We start from the raw sequence: 14584 nt of genomic DNA on the forward strand, positions 1-14584 counted from the left end.
TTACTTACCCCCAACCGGCACTTCGGTCACTTTTTCGCCGCGCGTGACGCGGACGACGGGACCTCGCGGCGCTGCCGGTGCGGCGCCCCCGTAATTCGACGGCTGGCCGCCGCCATAATTGTTGTTCGGCTGCTGGCGCGGTGCCGAGACACGGCCGCTGACCGGGACCCAGAAGCGCGACACGTCGCCGCCGGTGGTCGCCGAGCCGCGACCTGCGGTCGGGCGAGCGGCGGCTTCGGCCATCATCTTGCGTTCGGCGGCGGTGCCGCCCTTGGCCGGGACGCTGACGTCGCCCGACGCGATGGCGGCGTCGAGTTCGCCGGCGCTCTCGGCCAGCGGGCGCAGCGCGAGCGACAATTTGCCCATATCCTGTGCGACCGCGATCTTTTCGGCGATCTCCGGCGTGGCTTCGAGCGTCACCGAGCCGAACGTGCGAACGGGGGTCTTGCCCGTTTCATCCTCGGCATCATAGCGCTGGTCGGTGGCGAGCACGCGGACGTTGCGGACAATGGTTTCGGCGGTGAACAGCTGGTCGTCGGGATAGGCGCTGCCTTCCTTGACCTTGAGTTCCTGGGCGAGCACGACATCGACGCGGTCGCCCGGGAAGACGAAGCCCGCGACGCCCTGTTCCTGGCTGACCTTGACGGTCACGGCGCGCATCCCCGGGCCAAGCGCCGCGGCGAGGAAGCCGCGGTCGTCGGGATGGACGAGCGCGCCCTGCGTCAACGGCTGGCCGGCGGTGATCGGATAACGGACGACCGTGCCCACCAGCGTGTTCACGTCGGTCTTTTCCTTGAGGAAATAGGCCTTTTCGACCAGTTCCTTGGGCCAAGGCTGGAAACGGAAGCTGTCGGGGCCGATGATCGTCCCGACCGGCAGCTGGCGCGTTGCGACCAGGATCATCGGACCCTGGACCTGCGGTGCCGCGGCGGCACGCGCCTGCGGCGTTGATGCGCCACGCATCATCTGGTTGACCCCGAACGCCGCCCCGATCGCAATGACCAGCGCGCCGACGATCAGCATAATCTTTCGCGTATCCATGACGATTTTTCGCCTCCTAACACTCGCCGGACGCGGCGGTGCTTGCCCTCAGCTCGATGCGATAGACTGAAAGTGGTTAAGATATTGTTGGTGAAGCGCCCAAAGGCCCGCTGCGGCGATCGCAACGCCGTAGGGAACCTCGACCGGCTTGTCGGACGGGCGCATCTTGATGCGGACCAGCATGATCGCCGACAGGATGCCGCCGACCACCGCCATGACCGTCAGCGCCGGCATCGCGAGCGAAACCGGCACCCACAAAAACACCGCAAAGACGTTTTTCACGTCGCCGCCGCCCATCGCGTTGAACATGTACATCAGCAGGAAAAAGACGAATATTACGGCGGCTACCCCGGCGACCATCGCGGCGTCGGGCCACAGCGCCCAACCGGCGGCCACCCAGAAGGGGATGGCGAAGACGGCGATGAGGCCGTTGAGGCCGTTTGAAATCTCGCGCCAGCGCAGGTCGCTGATCGCCGAGCAGATCATCAGGATCGCCGCGAGCAGCATCAGGATCAGCTGGGGGACAGGACCGGTCATGTCGGCATCCCATAAAGATCATGACTTACCAAATAGTAACCATGTTCGCGGCCCGACGCGCTTGCATTCCGGGTCCCACAGGATATGCGCCGGGGCATGACCGCCGCGCTCCCTTCCGACATCGACGTGCTGATCGTCGGCGCCGGAATCGCGGGCGCCAGCCTCGCCGCCGAACTCGCGCCGTATCGCCGCGTGCTGATGATCGAGGCGGAGGACATGCCCGGCTTTCATGCGACCGGACGCTCGGCAGCCTTCTGGCAGGAAAGCTATGGCGGGGTCGGCGTCCAGCCGCTCACCGCCGCCTCCTTCGACGCGCTCGCGCACCCGCATCCCGATTTTTCCGATCGCGGCTTCCTGTTGCCGCGCACCGCGGTGATGATCGGTCGCCGCGACGAAGCGGCGGCGGTCGACGGCTTCGTCACGGCCTTCGCCGCCCAAGGGGTCGAGGTATCGCGGCTGTCGCCCGCCGATCTCGCCGTGCGCGTGGCGGGTCTTCGCCCGGCGTGGAGCGAGGGGGCCTATGAGCCCTCATGCCGCGACATCGACGTCGGCGGTCTCCACGCCGCCTATCTCCGCGCCGCGAAGCGCGCGGGGGCACTGCTGGCGGTGCGCGCGCCGCTCGTTTCGGCGCGGCGGACAGGCGGCGGCTGGGCGGTCGAAACGGGGCAGGGGCCGGTTCGTGCCGCGCTCGTCGTCAATGCCGCGGGCGCCTGGGCCGACGCTGTCGCGCGCGCCTGCGGCGTCGCGCCGGTCGGCATCCAGCCCTATCGCCGCACGATCGCGCAGGTGCGGCTCGGCGTGCCGACCCCCGCAACGCTGCCGCTGGTCGGCCATGTCGGCGGCACCTTTTATTTCAAGGGCGAGGGCGAGGGGCGCATCTGGCTCAGCCCGCACGACGAAACGCCCAGCGCAGCCTGCGATGCGGCGCCCGAGGAGATCGACGTCGCGCTCGCCATCGACCGGCTCCAGTCGGTCGTCGACTGGCCGGTCGCGGCGGTCGAACGCAAATGGGCCGGGTTGCGCAGCTTCGCGCCCGACCGGCTCCCCGTCTTCGGCAGCGACCCCGATGTGCCGGACTTCATCTGGTGCGCCGGGCAGGGCGGCTTCGGCATCCAGACAGCGCCGGCCATCGCCGGGCTGCTTGCGTGGCAACTTGGCGCCCCGGCGCCGGAAGGTGCGATCAGCGCGATCGATCCTGCCGCCTATGCGCGCTCACGCTTCGGCTGATCGGTCCAACCGCACGCTTGCACGGCGCAATCTCGGGATTAACATGGGTTAGCCGCACGGACCGGCGGCTGTATCTTTGGAGGACCCCCATGGCCCATTATTTCGAGATCAAGCAGAACAAGGCCGGCGAATATGTCGCCTATTTCAAATATAACAGCGAAACGATGTTCTGGACCGAGGGCTATTCGAGCAAGGCGTCCGCGGTGAACGCCATCGAATCGATCAAGAAAAACGGTCCCGGTGCCGAAACCAGGGAAGCCGAATAAGGTTCGGGTGCGGGCGCCTCAGCGCGCCCGCGCCTTTCGCATGACCTCCAGCGCAGCGTCGCTGGCCAGCTTGTCGGCGATTTCATTATCGGGGTGGCCGGCGTGGCCCTTGACCCAGAGCCACTCGATATCGTGCCGCGCGGCCTCCTTGACCAGCCGCTGCCATAGCTCGGCGTTGGCGACGGGCTTTTTCGCAGCGGTTTTCCAGCCGTTCTTCTGCCAGCCGAACACCCATTTGGTGATCCCGTCGCGGACATAGACGCTGTCGGTCGACAGTTCGACCTTGCAGCGCCGCTTCAGCGCCGCCAGCGCCTCGATCGCCGCCATCATCTCCATACGGTTGTTCGTCGTATCGGGTTCGCCGCCCGACAGTGTCTTCACGACATCCCCCCAGCGCAGCACCGCGCCCCAGCCGCCCGGGCCGGGGTTGCCCTTGCACGCGCCGTCGGTCGCCACGATCACGGTCTTGCCCTCGCTCATGCAGCGGCAAACAGGCTCGTGGCGTCGGCGGCCTGGTACCGGCGCAGCCGTTCGAGGAAGGGCGACGGGTCCTTGCGCGTCACCAGCGCATCGGCGGGCGTATGCACCCAGTCGTGCGCGCGCGTCAGCAGGAAACGCAGCGAGGCGCCGCGCGCCAGCAGCGGCAAAGCCGCCTGCTCGGCCTCGGTCAGCTTGATTGCGCCGGCATAGCCCGCCATCAATGCCCTGGCGCGCACGGCGTCGCAGCGCGTGCCGTCGCTCGAAAAGGTCCAGCTCGCATGCGTCACCGCGACGTCATAGGCGCGGAAGTCGGTCGCGGCGAAATAGAAGTCGATCAGGCCCGTCACCCGCTCGCCGAGCATCAGGACATTGTCGGGAAACAGGTCGGCGTGGATGACGTGCGCGGGCAGATCGGTCGGCCAATGCGCGTCGAGATAGTCGAGTTCGGCGTTCACGATCGCGGCTAGGCCGGGGCGCACCGCGTCGAGGTCGCCCGTCGCCTCTGCGATGCCGCGCCAATGCGCCTTGCCCATGCTGTTCTCGCGTCCGCCGGCATAGTCCGCAAGCGCGCCGTGCATCGCGCCGAGCGCCGCGCCCGCCGACAGGCACTGGCCCGCCGTAGGCTTGGTCAGCGAAATCCCGGGCAGGAACTGGATGATGCACGCGGCGCGGTCCGAAATCTGCTGGATCGCGATGCCATCGCGGTCGCGGATCATCGGCGGCACCGCGCAGCCGCTCGCCGCCAGATGCGCGAGCAGGTCGACGAAAAAGGGCAGCTCTTCGACCTTCACCCGTTTTTCATAGAGCGTCAGGATGAAGCGCCCAACGGTGGTTTCGAGCAGGAAATTGCTGTTCTCAACGCCTTCGGCGATTCCCTTGCACGACTGGACGGTGCCGATGTCGTAACGGGCGACGAGCGCGGCGAGGTCGTCGGGGTCGACCCCGGTGTAGACCGCCATCAGCCTACCGCGGACTCGAGCCCGCGCGGCAGCTTGAACACCATATTCTCTTCGGCGGTGACTACGATATCTTCGACGATCGGGCGATACGCGGCGACTGCTTCGATGACCTCGCGCACCAGCTGTTCGGGAGCGCTCGCGCCGGCGGTGATACCGAGGGTGCCGATATCGGTGAGCCAGGCGGGATCGATGTCGCTGCCGCGCTGCACGAGATGTGCCGGCGTCCCCATGCGCTCGGCGACCTCGACCAGCCGCACGCTGTTCGAACTGTTCGGCGCGCCGATCACGATCACGCGGTCGCAGCGGCCGGCGATCGCCTTCACCGCTTCCTGCCGGTTCGACGTTGCGTAACAAATGTCCTCGCCGCGCGGCCCGGTGATTGCGGGGAAGCGATGCTGGAGCGCGGCAATGATATCGCGTGTGTCGTCGACCGACAGCGTCGTCTGGGTCAGGAACGACAGCATCTCGGGGTCGGGGGGCGACAGCGCGGCGACGTCGTCGACCGATTCGACCAGGGTCATCGCGCCTGCGGGCAGCTGTCCCAGCGTGCCGATCACCTCGGGATGGCCAGCATGGCCGACGAAAATGATGTGACGGCCGCTTTCATGCGCGCGCTCGGCTTGGCGATGGACCTTCGACACGAGCGGGCAGGTCGCGTCGATATAGTCGAGCCCGCGTGCTTCGGCCTTGGCGGGCACCGCCTTGGGCACGCCATGCGCGCTGAATACGACGGGGACGCCGTCGGGAACTTGTTCGAGCGATTCGACGAAAATCGCGCCCTGGGCCTTCAGCGTATCGACGACATAACGATTGTGGACGATCTCGTGCCGGACGAAGACCGGCGCGCCATAGCGTTCGATCGCCAGTTCAACGATGCGGATCGCGCGGTCGACGCCGGCGCAAAAGCCGCGCGGCGCGGCGATCAAAACCGTCAGTTCCGCCGCTTCGCCGTCCTTTGCGGCTGTCATGTTCACGGGTGCGTTCATCTCGCGGGCGCTCTAGCGCAGCCGCCGCCATGCGGTAAAGCAACTTCGCACCGTTGCGCCCCGTTCATCGCCCCGATAAGAAGCGGCGCGCATGGAGCAGGGATCAATCGCCCTCGTCGCTCCAGCCAAGTGGAAAGCCTTGACCATCATGATGCCCATTTCGTCCCCGTCGCGTAAATTTCTGGCTGTGCTTTGCGGCACGGCGGCCATGGCGACGGTCGCAGGCTGCGCGAAGGACAATGAAATCGATGTGTCGGGCGGCGTCGGCATCACAGCGACGCGGTCGGCCTGTCCGGCGGTCGCTGTGCCGCTCTATACCGGCGACATCACGCTGTTCGACCCCGCGACGAGCCGCGATGCGGCTGCGATCGATGTCGTGGCGACGGTCACCAACCTGACCCCGCAGTGCAACGACAGCGGCGAGAAGGTCTATCAGGTCGCCACCTTCGACGTCGTCGCCACGCGCCGCGATGCCGGCCCGGCGCGTTCGGTCACGATCCCCTATTTCTCGACCGTGGTGCAGGGCGGGACGGCCGTCGTCGCCAAGCGCATCGGCAATGTCACCGTCAACTTCGCCGACGGTCAGGTGCGTGGCACCGGTCGCGGCCAGGCCTCGGCCTATGTCGACCGCGCCGCGGCGACGTTGCCCGCGGACATCATGGAACGCATCACGCGCAAGCGCAAAGCCGGCGACCAGGATGCGGCGGTCGATCCGCTCAGCATTCCCGAAGTGCGCGCCGCGGTGCAGCGCGCGAGCTTCGAACTGCTCGTCGGTTTCCAGCTGACGCAGGAACAGCTCGAATATAACGTCCGACGATAAGCTTAGCGGCGGCGCGCCTTCGTGCCGTTCGCCTCGTTCGGCCCTGCGGCGCCATCGGGGCGACGCAGGGCTTTTCGCGTTGCCCAAGCTGTTATAGGGCGCGCGCCAAGTGCTTTGATCAAAGATAGGCCCAGCCCGTGACCCTGTTCAGCCGTTTTTCCGACCATATCGGCACCGCTCTCGATGCGCTCGTCGCGCGCGGCGAGCTTCCCGCCGACCTTGACCGGTCCTCGGTCAGCGTCGAACCCCCGCGCGATCCGGCGCATGGCGATGTCGCGACCAACGCCGCGATGGTGCTCGCCAAGTCCGCCGGCATGAACCCGCGCGCGCTCGCCGACCTGCTCGTCGCCGAACTGGGTGCACTGGACGAGGTGACCGAGGCGAGCGTCGCCGGGCCCGGCTTCATCAACCTGCGCCTCGTCGATGCCAGCTGGCGCGACGAACTCGCGCTCATCCATTCCGCCGCCGGCGATTACGGCCGCTCGGCGACGGGGCAGGGGCGTACGGTCAACGTCGAATATGTCTCGGCGAACCCGACCGGCCCGATGCACGTTGGCCATTGCCGCGGCGCGGTCGTCGGCGACGCGCTCGCCGCGCTGCTCGAATTTGTCGGGCACAAGGTGATCCGCGAATATTATGTCAACGATGCCGGTGCGCAGGTCGATGTGCTCGCGCGTTCGGTGCACCTGCGCTACCGCGAGGCGCTCGGCGAGGATGTCGGCGCGGTGCCAGAGGGGCTCTATCCCGGCGACTATCTGATCCCGGTGGGGCAGAAGCTCGCGGCCGAACATGGCGACCGCTTCGTCGGTGCGCCCGAAAGCGCGTGGCTCGGCCTGTTCCGTGCCGAGGCGGTGAGCGCGATGATGGACATGATCCGCGCCGACCTCGCCAAGCTCGGCATCCACCACAATCTCTTCTCGTCCGAAGCCGAACTGCAGGCTGCGGGCAAGCCCGCCGAGGCCGAGCAATGGCTGCGCGCGCACGACCTCGTCTATGACGGCGTGCTCGAAGCGCCGAAGGGCGAGACCCCGGAGGATTGGGAGCCCGTCGAGTTGCCGCTGTTCCGCTCGACCAAGTTCGGCGACGACCAGGATCGCCCGATCAAGAAGTCCGACGGCAGCTGGACTTATTTCGGCGCCGACCTCGCCTATCATTTCCAGAAAGCGGAGAGTGCCGACGAACTGATCGACATCTGGGGCGCCGACCATGCCGGCACGGTCAAGCGGATCAAGGCTGCGGTCGCCGCGATGACCGGGGGCAAGAAGAAGTTCGACGTCAAGCTCGTCCAGATGGTCCGGTTGCTCAAGAACGGCGAGCCGTTCAAGATGTCGAAGCGCGCCGGCAATTTCGTCACCCTCGCCGATGTCGTCGACGAGGTCGGCAAGGATGCGGTGCGCTTCACCATGCTGACGCGCAAGGCCGATGCGCAGATGGACTTCGACTTCGCCAAGGTGGTCGAGGCGTCGCGCGACAACCCCGTCTGGTATCTGCAATATGCCAACGCCCGGATTTCGCGCTTGCGCAAAAAGGCCGCCGATGCGGGCATCGTGCTGCCCGCGCCGGCGCCCGAGCGGCTCGGTGCGCACGAACTTGGCCTCGTCAAATTGCTCGCGCAGTTCCCGCGCATCGTCGAATCGGCGGCCGCCGCGCGCGAGCCGCACCGTATCGCTTTCTACCTCGCCGATGTCGCCGCCGCCTTCCACGCCTGGTATAATCTCGGCAACGACGACCCGGCCGCGCGCATCGTGCTCGACAATGATCCCGAATTGACCGCGACCCGCCTTTATTTGGCCGACGGAATCGGGCAGGTTATCCGGGGCGGGCTCCACTTGATGGGGGTGGACGCGCTCGAGGAGATGCTTTGATGGCCGACGAGGGCAAGGGGCAGGACGCCGGACTGGGGCTCGACGACGAGGATCGCCTGCCCTGGCTCGAGGCTGCCGACGATTATGAGGACGACGGCGAAGTATCGCCGACCCGGTTGCTTGTCATGGTGCTCGGCGGGCTCCTGCTCATCGGCGCGGTGCTCGGCGGCCTTTGGTGGATCCAGAATGGCGGCGCGCGCGGCGAGGGCGAACTGATCGTCGCGCAAAAGGGCGACTATAAGGTCGCGCCCAAGAATGACGCCGCCAAGACCTTCGAGGGCGAGGGCGACGCGAGCTTCGCCGCGAGCGAGGGCGCCGAACCCTCGGGCAAGGTCGATGCGTCGCGCATGCCCGAAGAACCGGCCGCAAGCCCCGCCGAACGCGAGGCCGCGGCAAAGGCGGCGAAGAAGGCCGAAGCCGACAAGGTGGCAGCCGCCAAGGCCGCGCGCGCCGCCGCCGAAAAGGGCAAGCCCGCCGCGACCTCGGTCAAGACCGCCGAGCCGGCCAAGGCGGCCCCGGCGCCGTCGGGATCGGCGATGATCCAGCTCGGCGCGTTCAGCAGCGAGGCAGCGGCGGCCAAGGCCTGGACCAACCTGACCAAACGCTTTGCTTATCTGTCGGAGCTGAACAAGTCGGTGTCGCCGGCGACGGTCGATAGCGGCCAGGTCTATCGCCTGCGTGCGGTGGCGGGCAGCGCCGCTAACGCGCAGAGCTTGTGTGGGAAATTGCGCGTTGCCGGCGAAAATTGCGTCATCGTTCGCTGATTCGGCCCGGCTTGTCGCAGCGGTCATTGGTTCGGTAACCTTGCCGTGCCATCATTTGCCTATTGGTTGCCGTTTGCGGGGACGACGGCCGATGGAGATTGACGCATGATACCTGCAATTTTCGGCCTGTCCGGCCTGACCCTGACCGACGACGAGCGCGCCTTCTTTCGCGACAGCGATCCAGCGGGCTATATCCTGTTCGGACGCAACATCGAAAATCGTGAGCAGCTCAAGCGGCTGACCGACGAGCTGCGCGACCTCGACGGCCGCGACAATCTGCCGATCCTGATCGACCAGGAGGGCGGGCGCGTCGCGCGCATGAAATCGCCGGTATGGCCCGACTTCCCAAGCGGCGCTGCCTTCGACATGCTGTACGAGCGGGCGCCGGCGAGCGCGATCGAAGCGGCGCGGCTCAACGCGATGGCGCTCGCCTCGATGCTGTCGGAGGTCGGCATCACCGTCGATTGCCTGCCCTTGCTCGACGTGCGCCAGCCCGGCGCCAGCGACGTCATCGGCGACCGTGCGCTGGGCAGCGAGCCGATGCGCGTCGCCGCACTCGGCCGCGCGATCCTCAGCGGGCTGCAGGACGGCGGTGTCGTCGGTATCGTCAAACATATCCCCGGCCATGGCCGCGCGCTGCTCGATTCGCACAAGGAACTGCCGGTGGTCACCGCGCTCGACCGCGATCTCCAGACCGACCTTGCCCCCTTTGCGGCGTTGCGCGACGCGGCGATCGCGATGACCTGCCATGTCGTCTTCACCGCCTGGGACCCCGATCGTCCCGCGACGCTGTCGCCGGTGGTGATCGACAGCGTGATCCGCCAGCGCATCGGCTTCCATGGCCTGTTGATGAGCGACGACCTCGACATGGAGGCTTTGTCGGGCGACGTACCCTCGCGCGCGGTCGCGGCGATCGCCGCGGGCTGCGACATCGCGCTCAACTGCTGGGGCAAGATGGACGACATGATCGGCATCGCCGACGGCCTCGACCCGATCAGCACCGTGTCACGCGCGCGGCTCGAAGGCGCGATGGACCGCATTGCGGGGATGCACGACGAGCGGCAGTTTGCGATGCTCGTCGAACAGCGCGACGCGCTGTTGGCGCTGGCATGATGGAGGTCTGAGCCGCCGATGGAGGAATTGCCGCTCGACTTTGATGTGGCGCCCACCGCGGCGGAGCGCGAGGACGCGCTCCAGCTTTCGCTCGACAGCTGGGAAGGTCCGCTCGACCTGCTGCTGACGCTGGCGCGCAGCCAGAAGGTCGACCTGCGGCAAATCTCGATCCTCGCGCTGGTCGAGCAATATCTCGCCTTCATCACCGAAATGCGTGCGAAGCTGGAGGTAGCGGCCGATTATCTCGTGATGGCGGCCTGGCTTGCTTATCTCAAATCGGCGCTGCTGCTGCCAAAGGACCCGCTCGAGGACCCGTCGCCCGACGAACTGGCACTGCGCCTGCAACTGCGGCTGCAGCGGCTGGCGGCGATGCGCGAGGCGGCGGCGCGGCTGCTCGCGCGCGATCGTATCGGCCGTGACGTCTTCCTTCGCCCTCGGCCCGAGGGGCTGCGCGACGTAAAGCTGCGGCGCTGGGATGCCAGCCTCTACGACCTGTTGGCCGCCTATGGGCAGGTCAAGCTGCGCACCGAACCCGTCGTCCATATGGTGGCGCGCCGCCCGGTCATCACGCTCGACGCCGCACTCCACCATCTCGAACGGCTGATCGGGGTCAAGCTCGACTGGGCCGAGCTCGCCGATTTCCTGCCGCCCGATTATGACGGCCCCTTGCGCCGCTCGGCGATCGCGTCCAGTTTCGTCGCGGCGCTCGAACTCGCGCGGCAGGGCCGCGTCGATCTCAAGCAGGAGGGCGCTTTCGAACCGCTGTATCTGAGGGCCGCGCAAGCATGACGATCGACGACCGCGAACGCGCGATAGAGGCGATGCTGTTCGCCAGCGACGAGCCGCTCGACGCGCGCCAGGTCGCGGCGCGCTTCGCCGACGACATCCCGGTCGCGGAGGTCAAGGCGGTGATTCACGCGATCGCCGCGCGCCATGCGGGCAGCGGCATCGAACTGGTCGAACGCGGCGGCCATTGGCATTTCCAGACGCCGGCCGATTTGGCGCATCTGTTGCGCCGCGAACGCGACGATCCGCGAAAATTGTCGCGCGCCGCGTCCGAAGTGCTCGCGATCGTCGCCTATCACGAGCCGGTCAGCCGCGCCGAGATCGAGGCGATCCGCGGCGTGCAGACGTCGAAGGGCACGCTCGACGTGCTGATGGAGGCCGAATGGATCGCGCCGGCGGGGCGCCGCGAGGTTCCGGGGCGGCCTTTGATCTACAAGACGACCGACGCATTTTTGCAGCATTTCGGACTTAGCAGCCGCAAGGATTTGCCGGGCATCGAAGATCTGCGCGCGGCGGGTCTGCTCGATCCGGTCGATCTCGCTTTCGAGGAAGCGATGGGCGAGCTGGACCTAGTAAAAGACGGCGAAGACGCCTAATTAGGAAATGAACAAACGCTCTTCGGGGCGCAAAGGAGAATTGTCATGGGCGGTTTCAGCCTGGTTCACTGGCTCGTTCTGGGTCTCATCGTCCTTCTGCTGTTCGGCAAGGGCCGCTTCTCGGATATGATGGGCGACGTCGCCAAGGGTCTGAAAAGCTTCAAAAAGGGCATGGCGGATGACGAATCGCTGCCGCCGGTGAAGCATCTCGAAGGGCAGCGCTCGCCCGACGCGACGCCGATGGCGACGCCGACGAGCGAGAAGGACAAGCTCTGATCGCCGACCGCCGGCTGGGGGGACGTCCATAAATGTTCGATATCGCGCCCACCGAGCTGTTGCTCGTCGTGGTGGTGGCCCTTGTGGTCATCGGTCCCAAGGACCTGCCGAAAGCAATGCGGTTTGTCGGCAAATGGGTCGGCAAGGCGCGCGGCATGGCGCGCCATTTCCGCTCGGGCCTCGACACGATGATGCGCGAGGCCGAGCTTGAGGAACTGGAAAAGAAGTGGCGCGAACAGAATGAGGCGATCATGCGCGAATTTCCGCGTACCGACGTCGACCAGTCGCCGCCGATGATCCCCGCGACCAGCTTGCCCCCCGAACAATCGAGCGAGGAAGCTGACCAGCAGGCGGCTGCCACCGCGCCCGCCACCCCCGAAACGCACGCCGTGCCGCCGAAGGACGGCCCGCTGCCATGAGCGTCGAAGGGCCTGTGACGGCTGAAGAGGATGGCGCCGGCGGCAAGATGCCGCTGCTCGACCATCTCGTCGAATTGCGTACGCGCTTGCTGAAGTCGCTCGTCGCGATCGGTATCGCCTTCGGGGTCTGCCTCTATTTCGCGCGCCCGATCTTTGCCGTTCTCGTCCAGCCGCTGGTCAAGGCGGGGCAGGGCAAGCTCGTCTATACCCAGCTTTTCGAGGCCTTTTTCGTCGAGGTGAAGGTCGCGCTGTTCGCGGCGATGATGATCGCCTTCCCTGTGATCGCCAACCAGTTGTGGAAATTCGTCGCGCCCGGCCTCTACCGCCAGGAAAAGCGCGCACTGCTGCCCTTCCTCTTCGCGACGCCCGTGCTGTTCACGATCGGCGCGTGCTTCGCCTATTTCATCACCATCCCGCTCGCGCTCAAATTCCTGCTCGGTTTCCAGGGCAATGTCGGGGGCGTGACGCAGGAAGCGCTGCCGTCGGTCGGCAATTATCTCAGCTTCATCATGCAGTTCGTGATGGCCTTCGGCATCGCCTTCCTGCTGCCGATCCTGCTGATGCTGCTCGAACGCTCGGGCATCGTGACGCGCGCGCAGCTGATTTCGGCGCGACGCTACATGATCGTTGCGGCCTTCGCGATCGCCGCGGTGGCGACGCCGCCCGACGTGCTCAGCCAGTTCCTGCTCGCGGTGCCGCTGATCCTGCTTTACGAAATTTCGATCTTCGCGATCTGGTTCACCCAGCGCCGACGCAAAACAGGCGCCGAAACGGCGCCTGTCGAACCTCTCGAGGAGGTTTAGGGTAAGCGGGTGAAAGCCCGGGTCAGTTGATGACCTCTTCGCCGGCCTTGCCGACCGACTCGATATCGCGGCCCGCACCCTTAACGGTGTTGCAGCCAGCGACCAGAAAGCTTGCCATCAACGCCAGAATGATTGCGCGAAAACTCGTCATATCTCTCACCTTTTTCGGGATTGGGTGCAAAATGGCCCGGCGCGCTTCGAGGGGGGGGGGAGGGAATACGCACCGGGCCAATGTTGCTGAGCAGCGCTGCGGGGGGGCGATGACCGCTGCTCGAATAGGAAACGGATCGGGCCGGCGATAAGTTCCCGAAAAAAGTGCCTGCGATGAAATTTTTTTCGATTCTTTTGAATCGCTTGCGATTTCAGCGCCTTGTCAGTTCAGCGTGGTGAGTCCGCTGGCCACCGCGAGGCCGAGGAACGCGAGAAAACCCATGGAATCAGTGGTCATGGTGACGAAAACCGAACTCGCGACTGCGGGATCCTGATCGAGCCGGTCGAGCAGCAGCGGGATCGCGACCCCCGCGACCCCGGCGACGAAGATGTTCACGATCATCGCCGCGGCGATGACGCCGCCGAGCTGAGGGTTTCCGAACCACAGCGCGGTCGCGGTCCCGGCGATCAGCGCGATCGTGCCGCCGTTGAGCAGTGCGATCTTCACTTCGCGGAACACCGCGCGCCAGCTGTTCGAATCGGTGAGCTGATTCATCGCGAGCGCGCGGACGGTCACCGCCAACGTCTGGGTGCCCGCATTGCCGCCGACACCCGCGACGATCGGCATCAGCGCCGCAAGTGCGACCATATGCTCGATCGCGCCGCCGAAAAAACCGACGATCGACGAAGCGAGCAGCGCGGTGCCGAGATTGGCAACGAGCCAGCGCACGCGCGCGACATAGGTCTCGCGGATCGGTTCGTTGATGTCGCCGTCGCCGGCGCCCGACAGGCGCAGGATATCCTCGCCTGCTTCTTCCTGGATGATATGGACGACGTCGTCGACCGTGATCATGCCGACCAGCCGCCCCGACCGGTCGACGACCGCCGCCGAGATCAGCGCATATTTCTGGAAGCGCAGCGCGACCTCTTCCTGATCCATGTCGACCGGGATCAGCGTCTGCTCGCGCTTCATCACGTCGCTGATCGCAATGTCGCGCGGGGTACGCAGGATCCAGCTCAGCTGGCAGGTGCCGACCGGCTTGTGCATCGGGTCGACGACGAAGATTTCCCAGAAATCGCTGGTCAGGTCGGTGTCTTCGCGCAGCCGGTCGATGACGTCGCCGACGGTGACATGTTCGGGCACCGCGACGAACTCGCGCTGCATCAGGCGGCCGGCGGTCTCTTCGGGGAAAGAGAGGGCGTCCTGGATCGCGGCGCGATCCTCGGGTTCCATCGCCTCGAGAACGGCCTGCTGCTCGTCCTCTTCCATGTCCTCGATGATCGCGACGGCGTCGTCGGTATCCATCTCGGACGCCAGTTCGGCGACCTGTTCGGGCGCAAGGAGGTCGATCAGCTCCTCGCGCACATAATCGTTCATTTCCGCGAGCACGTCGGCGGAGAGAAGGTCGCCGAGGACGGCGGCGAGCATCGGGCGCTCGTCGGCGCGCGCGAGTTCGAAAAGGTCGGCGATATCGGCGGGATGCAGGCGTCCGACG

At 66.3% G+C, this 14584-nt stretch carries 18 protein-coding genes; 11 read left to right on the forward strand and 7 right to left on the reverse strand.

Annotated features, from left to right (window positions below):
- The gene (cpaB, locus tag B1A78_RS09085) at window positions 1-1041 is read right to left on the reverse strand and encodes a Flp pilus assembly protein CpaB (protein WP_077146649.1); all 1041 of its coding nucleotides are present in this window, start codon (window positions 1039-1041) and stop codon (window positions 1-3) included.
- 48 nt (window positions 1042-1089) lie between these two features.
- Window positions 1090-1548, reverse strand: coding sequence for a prepilin peptidase (locus B1A78_RS09090; protein WP_256837539.1), 459 nt, complete (start codon window positions 1546-1548; stop codon window positions 1090-1092).
- A gap of 126 nt (window positions 1549-1674) precedes the next feature.
- Here B1A78_RS09090 and B1A78_RS09095 point away from each other — a divergent pair, with 126 nt between their 5' ends.
- Window positions 1675-2805, forward strand: coding sequence for an FAD-binding oxidoreductase (locus B1A78_RS09095; protein WP_077146651.1), 1131 nt, complete (start codon window positions 1675-1677; stop codon window positions 2803-2805).
- An 89-nt stretch (window positions 2806-2894) separates the two neighbouring features.
- Window positions 2895-3071 carry a DUF1508 domain-containing protein gene (locus B1A78_RS09100; RefSeq protein ID WP_077030069.1) on the forward strand — a complete coding sequence of 59 codons (177 nt, stop codon included), beginning with the start codon at window positions 2895-2897 and terminating at the stop codon, window positions 3069-3071.
- A gap of 18 nt (window positions 3072-3089) precedes the next feature.
- Here the strand turns inward: B1A78_RS09100 and rnhA are convergent, their stop codons facing one another.
- Genes rnhA through ispH form a run of 3 tightly spaced genes read right to left on the reverse strand, consistent with a single transcriptional unit; the run spans window position 3090 to window position 5478 of the window.
- Window positions 3090-3551, reverse strand: coding sequence for a ribonuclease HI (gene rnhA / locus B1A78_RS09105; RefSeq protein ID WP_077146652.1), 462 nt, complete (start codon window positions 3549-3551; stop codon window positions 3090-3092).
- Window positions 3548-4510 carry a homoserine kinase gene (gene thrB / locus B1A78_RS09110; protein ID WP_077146653.1) on the reverse strand — a complete coding sequence of 321 codons (963 nt, stop codon included), beginning with the start codon at window positions 4508-4510 and terminating at the stop codon, window positions 3548-3550. The genes rnhA and thrB overlap by 4 nt, the downstream gene beginning before the upstream one ends.
- Complete coding sequence (gene ispH / locus B1A78_RS09115; protein WP_077146654.1) at window positions 4510-5478, reverse strand: 4-hydroxy-3-methylbut-2-enyl diphosphate reductase; 969 nt, start codon at window positions 5476-5478, stop codon at window positions 4510-4512. Before ispH ends, thrB begins: the two co-directional genes overlap by 1 nt.
- A 226-nt stretch (window positions 5479-5704) precedes the next feature.
- Between ispH and B1A78_RS09120 the strand changes: the two genes are divergently transcribed.
- The 9 genes from B1A78_RS09120 (at window position 5705) to tatC (ending at window position 12938) form a co-directional block, all read left to right on the forward strand.
- Window positions 5705-6316, forward strand: coding sequence for a hypothetical protein (locus tag B1A78_RS09120; RefSeq protein ID WP_372236870.1), 612 nt, complete (start codon window positions 5705-5707; stop codon window positions 6314-6316).
- Between the two features lie 137 nt (window positions 6317-6453).
- Window positions 6454-8181 (forward strand): arginine--tRNA ligase, encoded by a 1728-nt coding sequence (gene argS, locus B1A78_RS09125; RefSeq protein ID WP_077146655.1) that lies wholly within the window; start codon window positions 6454-6456, stop codon window positions 8179-8181.
- Complete coding sequence (locus B1A78_RS09130; protein ID WP_077146656.1) at window positions 8181-8945, forward strand: SPOR domain-containing protein; 765 nt, start codon at window positions 8181-8183, stop codon at window positions 8943-8945. The genes argS and B1A78_RS09130 overlap by 1 nt, the downstream gene beginning before the upstream one ends.
- Before the next feature lie 105 nt (window positions 8946-9050).
- Window positions 9051-10058: a beta-N-acetylhexosaminidase gene (gene nagZ, locus B1A78_RS09135; RefSeq protein ID WP_077146657.1), complete on the forward strand. Its 1008-nt coding sequence runs from the start codon at window positions 9051-9053 to the stop codon at window positions 10056-10058.
- A gap of 18 nt (window positions 10059-10076) precedes the next feature.
- A complete protein-coding gene (locus B1A78_RS09140; protein ID WP_077146658.1) occupies window positions 10077-10847 on the forward strand; it encodes a ScpA family protein in 771 nt (256 codons plus the stop codon).
- Window positions 10844-11440, forward strand: a complete 597-nt coding sequence (gene scpB / locus B1A78_RS09145; protein ID WP_077146659.1) for an SMC-Scp complex subunit ScpB — start codon at window positions 10844-10846, stop codon at window positions 11438-11440. Before B1A78_RS09140 ends, scpB begins: the two co-directional genes overlap by 4 nt.
- Before the next feature lie 45 nt (window positions 11441-11485).
- Entirely contained in the window at window positions 11486-11716 is a 231-nt protein-coding gene (locus B1A78_RS09150) for a twin-arginine translocase TatA/TatE family subunit (RefSeq protein ID WP_077146660.1), read from the forward strand.
- 32 nt (window positions 11717-11748) lie between these two features.
- The gene (gene tatB, locus B1A78_RS09155; RefSeq protein WP_077146661.1) at window positions 11749-12135 is read left to right on the forward strand and encodes a Sec-independent protein translocase protein TatB; all 387 of its coding nucleotides are present in this window, start codon (window positions 11749-11751) and stop codon (window positions 12133-12135) included.
- Entirely contained in the window at window positions 12132-12938 is an 807-nt protein-coding gene (tatC, locus tag B1A78_RS09160; protein ID WP_077146662.1) for a twin-arginine translocase subunit TatC, read from the forward strand. Before tatB ends, tatC begins: the two co-directional genes overlap by 4 nt.
- 22 nt (window positions 12939-12960) lie before the next feature.
- Here the strand turns inward: tatC and B1A78_RS09165 are convergent, their stop codons facing one another.
- Both B1A78_RS09165 and mgtE read right to left on the reverse strand, forming a co-directional pair.
- Window positions 12961-13056, reverse strand: coding sequence for an entericidin A/B family lipoprotein (locus tag B1A78_RS09165; protein WP_372236871.1), 96 nt, complete (start codon window positions 13054-13056; stop codon window positions 12961-12963).
- A gap of 255 nt (window positions 13057-13311) precedes the next feature.
- Window positions 13312-14584: magnesium transporter (gene mgtE / locus B1A78_RS09170; protein ID WP_077146664.1), on the reverse strand; the 1273-nt coding region annotated here is incomplete at its 5' end.

Origin of the sequence: Sphingopyxis sp. KK2 (assembly GCF_001990265.1) — a bacterium.
Lineage (GTDB): Bacteria > Pseudomonadota > Alphaproteobacteria > Sphingomonadales > Sphingomonadaceae > Sphingopyxis.

What these genes read in the sequence shown, in the direction of transcription:
- cpaB (WP_077146649.1), bottom strand. Translation starts at nt 1,041, where the DNA reads ATGGATACGCGAAAGATTATGCTGATCGTCGGCGCGCTGGTCATTGCG.
- B1A78_RS09090 (WP_256837539.1), bottom strand. Translation starts at nt 1,548, where the DNA reads ATGCTGCTCGCGGCGATCCTGATGATCTGCTCGGCGATCAGCGACCTG.
- B1A78_RS09095 (WP_077146651.1), top strand. Translation starts at nt 1,675, where the DNA reads ATGACCGCCGCGCTCCCTTCCGACATCGACGTGCTGATCGTCGGCGCC.
- B1A78_RS09100 (WP_077030069.1), top strand. Translation starts at nt 2,895, where the DNA reads ATGGCCCATTATTTCGAGATCAAGCAGAACAAGGCCGGCGAATATGTC.
- rnhA (WP_077146652.1), bottom strand. Translation starts at nt 3,551, where the DNA reads ATGAGCGAGGGCAAGACCGTGATCGTGGCGACCGACGGCGCGTGCAAG.
- thrB (WP_077146653.1), bottom strand. Translation starts at nt 4,510, where the DNA reads ATGGCGGTCTACACCGGGGTCGACCCCGACGACCTCGCCGCGCTCGTC.
- ispH (WP_077146654.1), bottom strand. Translation starts at nt 5,478, where the DNA reads ATGACAGCCGCAAAGGACGGCGAAGCGGCGGAACTGACGGTTTTGATC.
- B1A78_RS09120 (WP_372236870.1), top strand. Translation starts at nt 5,705, where the DNA reads ATGGCGACGGTCGCAGGCTGCGCGAAGGACAATGAAATCGATGTGTCG.
- B1A78_RS09130 (WP_077146656.1), top strand. Translation starts at nt 8,181, where the DNA reads ATGGCCGACGAGGGCAAGGGGCAGGACGCCGGACTGGGGCTCGACGAC.
- nagZ (WP_077146657.1), top strand. Translation starts at nt 9,051, where the DNA reads ATGATACCTGCAATTTTCGGCCTGTCCGGCCTGACCCTGACCGACGAC.
- B1A78_RS09140 (WP_077146658.1), top strand. Translation starts at nt 10,077, where the DNA reads ATGGAGGAATTGCCGCTCGACTTTGATGTGGCGCCCACCGCGGCGGAG.
- scpB (WP_077146659.1), top strand. Translation starts at nt 10,844, where the DNA reads ATGACGATCGACGACCGCGAACGCGCGATAGAGGCGATGCTGTTCGCC.
- B1A78_RS09150 (WP_077146660.1), top strand. Translation starts at nt 11,486, where the DNA reads ATGGGCGGTTTCAGCCTGGTTCACTGGCTCGTTCTGGGTCTCATCGTC.
- tatB (WP_077146661.1), top strand. Translation starts at nt 11,749, where the DNA reads ATGTTCGATATCGCGCCCACCGAGCTGTTGCTCGTCGTGGTGGTGGCC.
- tatC (WP_077146662.1), top strand. Translation starts at nt 12,132, where the DNA reads ATGAGCGTCGAAGGGCCTGTGACGGCTGAAGAGGATGGCGCCGGCGGC.
- B1A78_RS09165 (WP_372236871.1), bottom strand. Translation starts at nt 13,056, where the DNA reads ATGGCAAGCTTTCTGGTCGCTGGCTGCAACACCGTTAAGGGTGCGGGC.